This window comes from Streptomyces sp. NPDC023481, from assembly GCF_055560195.1.
The window spans coordinates 287,527-295,646 of record NZ_JBVHJE010000010.1; the positions used below are offsets into that span (position 1 = coordinate 287,527).

Below are 8,120 nucleotides of genomic sequence, written 5' to 3' on the forward strand. Positions count from 1 at the left end.
CCCCCGCACGCCGGAGCGTGCGGGGGCTTGCCGGGGTTCGTCCGTCAGCGGGGGCCGATCGTCAGAAGACGTGCACCCCGTAGGCGCTCAGCGCCTCGGTCACCGGCTGGAAGAAGGTCGTACCGCCGGAGGTGCAGTCACCGCTGCCGCCCGAGGTCAGACCGTAGGCCGTGGTGCCGCCGTACAGCGGGCCGCCGGAGTCGCCGGGCTCGGCGCAGACGGTGGTCTGGATCAGGCCGGACACGACATCGCCGTTGCCGTAGTTGACCGTGGCGTTCAGCGCGGTGACCCGGCCGCTGTGCGTGCCGGTCGTGGAACCGCGCCGGTAGACGGTCGTGCCCACGGAGGGCGTGGCCGCGCTGGTGATGTCCTGGCTGCCCACGGCACCCGACTTGGCCACCGAGCTGTTGGTGTAGCGCACGATGCCGTAGTCGTTGCCCGGGAAGCTGGAGCCGGCCGTGGTGCCGAGCGTGGTGCTGTGGGAGGAGTTCGACCACCAGGTGCCCGCGCCGTCGGTGCAGTGCCCGGCGGTGAGGAAGTAGTAGTTGCCGCTGGAGTCCTGGACGTTGAAGCCCAGCGAGCAGCGCCAGCTGCTCGCGTAGATGGCGTCGCCGCCGGAGATGAGCTCTTTGAAGGTGCCTGGTGTGTGCTTGACGACCAGGGCGTCCGCGGTGGCGCCGGCCTGCTTCCTGATCTTGGCGATCTCGGCCTGCGACACCGTGCTGTCGACGGTGACGACGACGCGGTGGGACTTGCCGTCCACCGCCCAGGCCGTACCGGGGATGTCGGCCTTGAGGACGGAGTCGCTCGCCTTGGTGAGCTGGCTCGCGCTGAACGTGTGGCCGTCGCTGGCGTTCGCGTTGGGGGCGGCGAACGCGGCCGCGGCCAGGAAGCCTGTGGCCACGGCGGTGAGCCGGGTGCGTCTCGCCATGGTGCCGCGGGGAGTGGTGCGCTTGTTCCTCACTTGTCGTTCCCTCCAAGGGAAGTCAGGGGCCCGCGTGGGGTCGGGGCCCGTGAGGCGCAGCCAGGGGACCGACCGGATATTCGAATACGCATGCCCCTGACAAGCGCTGGGGGGAGTATTCGGCCGAACGGCCGGTCGGCACAAGGGTGCCTTTCGGCCGTCGGCCCGGAACCACCCGGATGCACCAAGGCGGCCCGGGCCGGCGCACCGCCGTCAGCTCAGCCGGCGCTCCCCCGCCGTGATCGCCACGTCCAGCGTGTTGCCGGGGGCGGGGAAGGGGCAGATGAAGTGGTCCGCGAAGGCGCACGGGGGGAGTTGGGCCCGGTTGAAGTCGACGGTCGTGCGCCCCTCGGCGTCCGGGGCCGGCGCGTGGAGGAAGCGGAAGCGGAAACTCGTGTCGCCGCTGGTGGCGTCGGCGAACACCGCCCACAGCCGCCCGTCCCCCTGCTGCGCGACCTTCAGCGTCCGCTCCTGTCCGCCCAGCGCGAAGGTGAGTTCGCCGGCGAGGGCGAAGCCGCGCTCACGGCCGTCCGCGTTGCCGAGCCGGATGGTGCGCGTGCCGTCGTACGGCGTGAACCGCCCCGGCACCGACCAACGGGGGTCGTGGGGCCCGGCCTCGATGCCCCGGAAGGCCTGCCGGGCGGCGGAGTCGGGGTCGTACACCCGCACGCCCCACACCCCCTCGCGCACCAGTACGACAAGCCGCTTGCCGCCGAGCGCGACCCGCGACCGGGATTCCGGACCACTGTCCGCGGCCAGCCTGACCTCGCCGGAGAAGGGCCGGCCGGCCACGGAGAGCCCGTCGGCCCCGGCGGCCGTGAGCACCACTCCGTCCTCGGCCGCCACCCAGTTCCCGGGAATGTCCGGAAGTCGACCCTCCGGATAATCCTCGATCCAGTGCGTCGCGGTCAGCGCGAGCGGCCCGTAGGGCGCCGAGACGCTCTCCACGCGCTGCTCGTGCCACTGCTTCCAGGCGTCGGACGCGTCGGTCGTCATGCCATCGGTTCCTTTCCACGGTGAACGGCTCGTCATGTCCGGCTCTCCCCGGCCGGCGGGGACAGCCCGAGAGGGGCACGGCAACCGGGTGCGGCCGCCGGGCGGTCATGTCGTTCCCCCGGTCACGGGCGTCGCCCCGGGGACGGGCGTCGCCCCGGGGGCGGTGTGGCGGTGGGCGGGCCGGGCCAGGCCCAGGTGCTCGCGCAGGGTGCTGCCCGGGTAGAAGGTACGGAACTGTCCGCGGTGCTGGAGCACCGCCACCGTGCCGTTGACCAGCCGCTCCAGATCGCGCCGCGGTTCGACGGGGACGAGGTGGAAGCCGTCGGTGACGCCGTCGGCGTGCCAGGAGGCCATCAGCTCCGCGAGGTCGACCGGGCCGCCCCGGTACAGCGGGCCCCGCACGGTGGGCCGCGGGCCGCCGCCCCCGTGTCCCGGCTCGGCCGCGTACTCGCCGTCGCCGAGGTCGACCAGCAGGGTCACCAGGACCCGCAGCGCGTCCGGGTGCCGGCCGGACGCCCGCGCCTCCTCGCGCAGCAGGTCCCGGGCGCCGGCGGCCTGGGCGGGCGCGACGGCGCGCACCAGGGCTACGTCCGCGTACCGGGCGGCGACCGCCCGGGTGGGGCCGTCGGTGGCGTCGACCACCCGCACGGGGTGGCCCTGCGGCGACCGGGGCACGGTCGACGGGCCCCGGACCGGGAAGGCGGTGCCGGTGAAGTCGGCGCGGTGCAGCCGGTCCCGGTCGAGGAACCGGCCGGTGGACGCGTCCCGGATCCCGGCGCGGTCCGCCCGGCCGTCCCCCGGTATCCCCGCCGCGCCGGCGGCCTCGGCCGCCTCCTGCCACACGGTCTCGGCCGGAGCCGGGTGCGGGCGGCCGGACAGCCGGGCCTCCGCCTCGGTGGGGGACACGTCGGTCCGCCAGCCGGCCCGGCCCCCGCTGACCCGGTCCAGGGCGGCCACGGCGGCCTGCACCCGGAAGGGCTCGGTGTGGGGGGTGGTGACGGTCGGCACCAGCCCGATCCGCCGGGTCTCGGGCGCCACCCGGCACAGCACGCCGAGCGCGTCGGGCCCGGGCCGGGCGAAGGAGTCGTCCAGCGTCACGAAGTCCAGTCCGCCGCGCTCGGCGAGCCGCGCCAGCTCCACGTGCGCCCCGCCGTCGGCCACTCCCGGCAGATCGAGGGCGGCCGCGAGGTGCAGCAGACTACTCATCCCCGCCCCCCGCGCGTCCCGCCGCCCGCGCCCTCACAGCACCTTCGCCAGGAACGCGCGGGTGCGGTCCTCGCGCGGAGCGCCCAGCACCTTCGCCGGTGGCCCCTGTTCCACGATCCGCCCGTCGGCCATGAACACGACCGTGTCGGCGACCTCCCGGGCGAACCCGATCTCGTGCGTGACGACGATCATCGTCGTGCCCTGCGCCGCCAGGTCCCGGATGACGTCCAGCACCTCCCCCACCAGCTCGGGGTCGAGCGCCGACGTCGGCTCGTCGAACAGCAGCAGCCTCGGCTCCAACGCCAGCGCCCGCGCGATGGCGACCCGCTGCTGCTGCCCGCCGGACAGCTGCCGCGGATAGGCGTCGGCCTTGTCCCCGAGTCCGACCCGCGCCAGCAGCCGGTGCGCGTTCTCCACCGCCGCCCTCCGGGGCCGTTTCAGCGCGGACACCGGCGCCTCGACCACGTTGTCCAGGACGGTGAGGTGCGGGAAGAGGTGGAAGTTCTGGAAGACGAAGCCGATCCGGGTGCGCTGCCTGAGCACCTCCCGCTCGGGCAGTTCGCGCAGCCTGTCACCGGTCCGCCGGTAGCCCATCAGCACGCCGTCCACGCGGATCTCGCCCCGGTCCACCTTGTCCAGGTGGTTGATGGTGCGCAGCAGCGTGGACTTGCCGGAGCCGGAGGGCCCGAGCACGACGGTGACCTCGCCGGCGCGCACCTTCAGGTCGATGCCCCTGAGTACGTCCAGCGGGCCGAAGCTCTTGTGCACCGACCTGATGTCGACCATGACACTCATCGCGCGAGTTCCTTTTCCAGTGAGCCGCTCAGCAGGGCCAGTGCCGCCCGGGCGGTCGCGTCGTTCTGCCGGAAGGCGGGGCCGCCGGTGCGGGGGCGGGTGAAGGCGCCGGGGGTGCGGGCGTCGGTGTAGGGGCCGAGGGCGAAGCGCCGGGGGTGCGGGCGTCCGGCGCGGTCGAGGATCCGGCCGTCGCCGGGGTCGATCCGGAGCAGTCCCTCGGGGGTCTCGGCGGCGCCGTCGGCGTGCAGTTCGCGCAGCAGGCTGTCGCGGGCGCGCCCGAGGGTGGGCTCGGGCAGCCGGGCCTCCACCAGGGCCCGGGCCTCGACGGAGAAGCCCGGCACGGTGGGGCTGGTGGCCCGGAACACGCCGTCCTCGGCGGTGACGGTCATGCCGGCCCCGACGAACCGGAGCAGTCCGGCCCGGGACAGCGCGAGCATCTGCCGCAGCCGGGGCCCGGGCGGCCCGGAGGCCAGGTAGCTGAAGAAGCCGTGCCACCAGGTCCCGATGTCGCCGAGCCGCACGAGCTGCCCGTAGACGGAGAGCAGCCCGAGGAAGACGGCCAGGTCGGCGCTGTGCGCCGGGTCGTGCCGGCGCCCGAGGTCGGCCTCGATGTACTCCCGGAGCCCTTCCTGGAAGTCGTCGTGCGAGGCGTACCGCACGCCCTGCAGCGGGTGGTCGAGCGCGCCGAGGTCGAGCCGGTCGGCCGGATCCGGTACGGCGGCCGCGACCAGTGCCCGGGTCTCGGCGGTGCCGCCGGCCGCCGCGTACTTCTCCTCGAAGTCGGCCCAGGCCATCGCCGTGCGCCCGGGGTGGGCGGTGAACAGCCGGTGGTAGTGGGCGAAGCCCAGCTCCTTGTCGACCAGCGGCCACACATCGCGCCGGAAGTCGAAACCGCCGGGCCGGGCGAGCAGTTCGTCCACCTCGGCGGGGCCGAGGAAGCGGGGCAGCGGGGGCCGGTCGCCGGTCCAGTCGTAGCCGATCTTCGAGTGGTACGGCACCCCGCGCCGGGAGCCGACGTACAGCACCGGTTCCCGCCCCGAGGGCACGTACGTCTCCCCGTCGTACCGCCCGCCGCGCCCCTCGGTGAGCAGCACCATCAGGTCGACGAAGGCCAGCCCGAAGCCGCGGACTATGACGGGTGCGCCGGGTTCGAGCGCGGAGAGGTCGCTGTCGGCGGTGAAGTCGGGCGGCAGGTGCACCAGACCCTGCGCGCGGGCGTACGCGGACAACGCGATCTGTTCGGTGTCGAGTTCGGCGTCCTGGTGCCCTACGGCGAGGATCACCAGGTCGGCCGTGAGCGGGCGCGGGCGGCCCTCCAGCCAGACCTGCTGGCGGCCCTCGCGCGGCCCGGTGACCCGCAGGGCGCGGTGGGGGTGATGGTGGACGGTGACGTCCGGGGGCAGTTCGGCGAGGGCCCGCTCGTACACCCAGCGCAGGTAGCGGCCCTGGAGCTGCCGGTCGGGGAAGGTACGGCCGTCCAGCCCGGCCCACTCGTGCAGGGTGGGGCCCTCGCGGACCGGGCCGGCCATGGGCACCGTGTCGTCGGTGAACATGGTGACGTCCTCGGCCTGCGAGTTCATCCACAGCAGCGGCGACTGCGCCTGCCGCCAGATGCGTCCGCCGCCCGGCGGATGGGGGTCGACCAGATGGATGTCGAGGCCCGGACCGGCGTACAGCTCGGGCGTGTTGGCGGCGAGGCGTTCCAGGATGCCGGTCGCCCGCGGCCCGGCTCCGACGATCACCAGCTGCTGTCTCATCGGGCGTTCCCCGTGCCGCGGGCGTAGCGCTTCTCGACGTAGTACTGGCCGATGCCCAGCAGCGAGGTGACCACGGCGTACCAGAGGGTGGCGACCATCAGCAGCGGGATCACCTGGTAGGTGCGGTGGTAGATCAACTGGGCGGAGAACAGCAGGTCGTTGACGGCGATGACGCTGACGATCGCGGTGCCCTTGAGGGTGCCGATCAGCATGTTCCCGGCGGGTGGCACGATGGCGCGCATCGCCTGCGGCAGCACGATCCGCCGCCGGCGCCGCCACGGGCTCAGGCCGAGCGCCTGGGAGGCCTCGATCTGGCCGCGGTCGACGGAGAGGACGCCGCCGCGGACGACCTCGGCGGCGTAGGCGGCCTCGTGCAGGGTGAGGCCGATGATCGCGACGGCGACCGGGCTGAGCAGGTCGACGGTCCGCACGCCGAACAGCCGCGGGTACAACGCCCCGATGTTGAACCACAGCAGCAGCTGCACCAGGATCGGGATGGACCGGAACAGCCAGACGTACCCCCAGCCGACCGCGCGCAGCACCGGGTTGGCGGAGAGCCGGAACGCGGCGATCAGGGTGCCGAGGGCGAAGCCGAGGACCATCACCACCGCGGTCAGCCACAGCGTGAGCCACAGTCCGCGCAGGACGGAGTCCGAGGTGAAGTAGTCGGCGACGACGTCCCACTGGAACGCCCGGTTGCGCAGGACGGAGTTGACGGCGAACCCGAGCAGCACGAGGACGGCGGCGGCCGCGGCCCACTGGCCGTACCGGCGCTGCGGGACGATCCGGGGGGCGTCGGCCGGCTCGGGCAGGTCCGATGCGGTGGGGACTTTGGCGAGGGTGTCGGATGACATGCGAAGGCTCCGTGACGCGAGTCGTCGAAGACGCGATGAGGCGTCGGAACGGGCGGTGCCTTCACACGGGTGCGCTGTGCGGCGCGGATACGGCCGAGCCCCTCAGCAGGGCCGTGCACCGAGAGTACGGGGGCGTTTCCGTCCGCTGTCAAGGCTGTCCAGAGTGTGAGCCGTACATCTCAACTCGGTTGACGGGAAACCGGATGCCTGTTCCACTTGGCCCATGCATCCACAGCAGTGGCTGGTCACCCGCTCCCACATCGACTTCGGTCGCGTGTGGTCCTGTTCCTGTTGAGCTGACCCCCTGCGCGCCCGCCCCCGGGGCGGCGTTCTCGCGTTCTCCGGCACTCCGCCGTTCTTCCCGCCTTCACACGCGCCCCCCTCGCGCCTCGGCACCTCTGCCGCTCCCGGCATCCCTTCTGCTTTCGGCACCTCTTCTGCTTTCGGTACCCCTTCTGCTCCAGGAGACCGCTACCCGATGCACAAGTCCCTTTATCGACATGTACTGCCCTTTGTCACCATCACCGCGGCCGCGTTGCTCCTGACCGCCTGCGGCTCCGGGTCCGGTGGCCCGGGCGGTACGGACGCCTCCGGCGTGGCGGCCAGGTCCGGCGGGGTGCCCACCACGGACGTCGTCTCCGCCGTGCGCAGGGACGGCTCCGCGGCGCGGCTGCTGCCCGCCGGCACGACGAGCCTCACCGTCGCGGTCAGCGTCGGGGGCACCCCGCCCGGCACCACCTACCTCGACGACGGCAAGGCCCTGACCGGCCAGGACGTCGACTTCACCCGGGCCGTCGCCCGGGTCCTCGGCGTCCGGCTCAAGGTGGAGCAGGCGAGCTTCGAGGCGATCCTGCCCGCCCTGGACAGCGGCAAGTACGACGTCGGCGCGAGCAACTTCGGCGTGACCGACGAGCGCCGCAGGACCATCGACTTCGTCACCTACATCAACGACGGGCAGGGCTTCGTCACCCGCGCGGACAGCAAGCTGTCGAAGGTCACCGACCTGAGGCAGTTGTGCGGCCTGAAGGTCGCGACCAGCGCGGGCACGACGTTCGAGGCCACGCTGGAGCAGAACAGGCACGTGTGCGCCGACGCGGGCAGGAAGGCGTACGAGGTGCAGACGTACGCCGAGTCGAGCGCGATCTGGTCCTCGCTCCAGCAGGGCCGCAGCGACATCGTGATGTCCACGATCAACGGCCTGCGTTACGCGGTCGCGCACCAGCAGGGCCTGAAGTTCCTGAACGAATTCCACCGCCTGGACGTCGGTTTCGCCTTCAGGAAGGGCACGAAACTGGCTCCGGCGTTCCAGGCGGCGGTGAACAGGCTGCTGTCCGACGGCACCTACGACCGCATTCTCGAGAAGTGGGGCACGACCGGCTCGGCCATCAGGAAGTCGCAGATCAGCCCGCCGGAACGGAAGGACTGAAGCAGCCCGCGACAGGGCGCCGGGCGGGGGGGGGGGGGGGGGGGGGCCGGCGGGGGGGGGGGGGGGGCGGGGGGGGGGCGGGGGGGGGGGGGGGGGGGGGGGGGGTGGGGGGGGGGGGGGGC

7 protein-coding genes are annotated in these 8,120 nt (G+C 73.3%); 1 reads left to right on the plus strand and 6 read right to left on the minus strand.

Features of this window, described 5'->3' with window-relative positions:
* Positions 1-61: 61 nt before the first annotated feature.
* The 6 genes from ACZ3ZD_RS21450 to ACZ3ZD_RS21475 all read right to left on the minus strand — a co-directional run bounded on the left by ACZ3ZD_RS21450 (position 62) and on the right by ACZ3ZD_RS21475 (position 6,572).
* Positions 62-964, minus strand: a complete 903-nt coding sequence (locus ACZ3ZD_RS21450) for a S1 family peptidase (protein WP_467399592.1) — start codon at positions 962-964, stop codon at positions 62-64.
* Positions 965-1,177: 213 nt separating this feature from the next.
* Positions 1,178-1,960, minus strand: a complete 783-nt coding sequence (locus ACZ3ZD_RS21455; protein ID WP_467399594.1) for a DUF1684 domain-containing protein — start codon at positions 1,958-1,960, stop codon at positions 1,178-1,180.
* A gap of 105 nt (positions 1,961-2,065) precedes the next feature.
* Positions 2,066-3,166: an LLM class flavin-dependent oxidoreductase gene (locus ACZ3ZD_RS21460; RefSeq protein WP_467399596.1), complete on the minus strand. Its 1,101-nt coding sequence runs from the start codon at positions 3,164-3,166 to the stop codon at positions 2,066-2,068.
* A gap of 33 nt (positions 3,167-3,199) precedes the next feature.
* Positions 3,200-3,961 carry an amino acid ABC transporter ATP-binding protein gene (locus ACZ3ZD_RS21465; RefSeq protein WP_467399599.1) on the minus strand — a complete coding sequence of 254 codons (762 nt, stop codon included), beginning with the start codon at positions 3,959-3,961 and terminating at the stop codon, positions 3,200-3,202.
* Positions 3,958-5,718, minus strand: a complete 1,761-nt coding sequence (locus ACZ3ZD_RS21470; protein ID WP_467399601.1) for an FAD/NAD(P)-binding protein — start codon at positions 5,716-5,718, stop codon at positions 3,958-3,960. Before ACZ3ZD_RS21470 ends, ACZ3ZD_RS21465 begins: the two co-directional genes overlap by 4 nt.
* Positions 5,715-6,572 carry an amino acid ABC transporter permease gene (locus tag ACZ3ZD_RS21475; protein ID WP_467399604.1) on the minus strand — a complete coding sequence of 286 codons (858 nt, stop codon included), beginning with the start codon at positions 6,570-6,572 and terminating at the stop codon, positions 5,715-5,717. Before ACZ3ZD_RS21475 ends, ACZ3ZD_RS21470 begins: the two co-directional genes overlap by 4 nt.
* A 478-nt stretch (positions 6,573-7,050) precedes the next feature.
* Here ACZ3ZD_RS21475 and ACZ3ZD_RS21480 point away from each other — a divergent pair, with 478 nt between their 5' ends.
* Positions 7,051-7,998 carry an ABC transporter substrate-binding protein gene (locus ACZ3ZD_RS21480; protein ID WP_467399606.1) on the plus strand — a complete coding sequence of 316 codons (948 nt, stop codon included), beginning with the start codon at positions 7,051-7,053 and terminating at the stop codon, positions 7,996-7,998.
* Positions 7,999-8,120 lie beyond the last annotated feature (122 nt).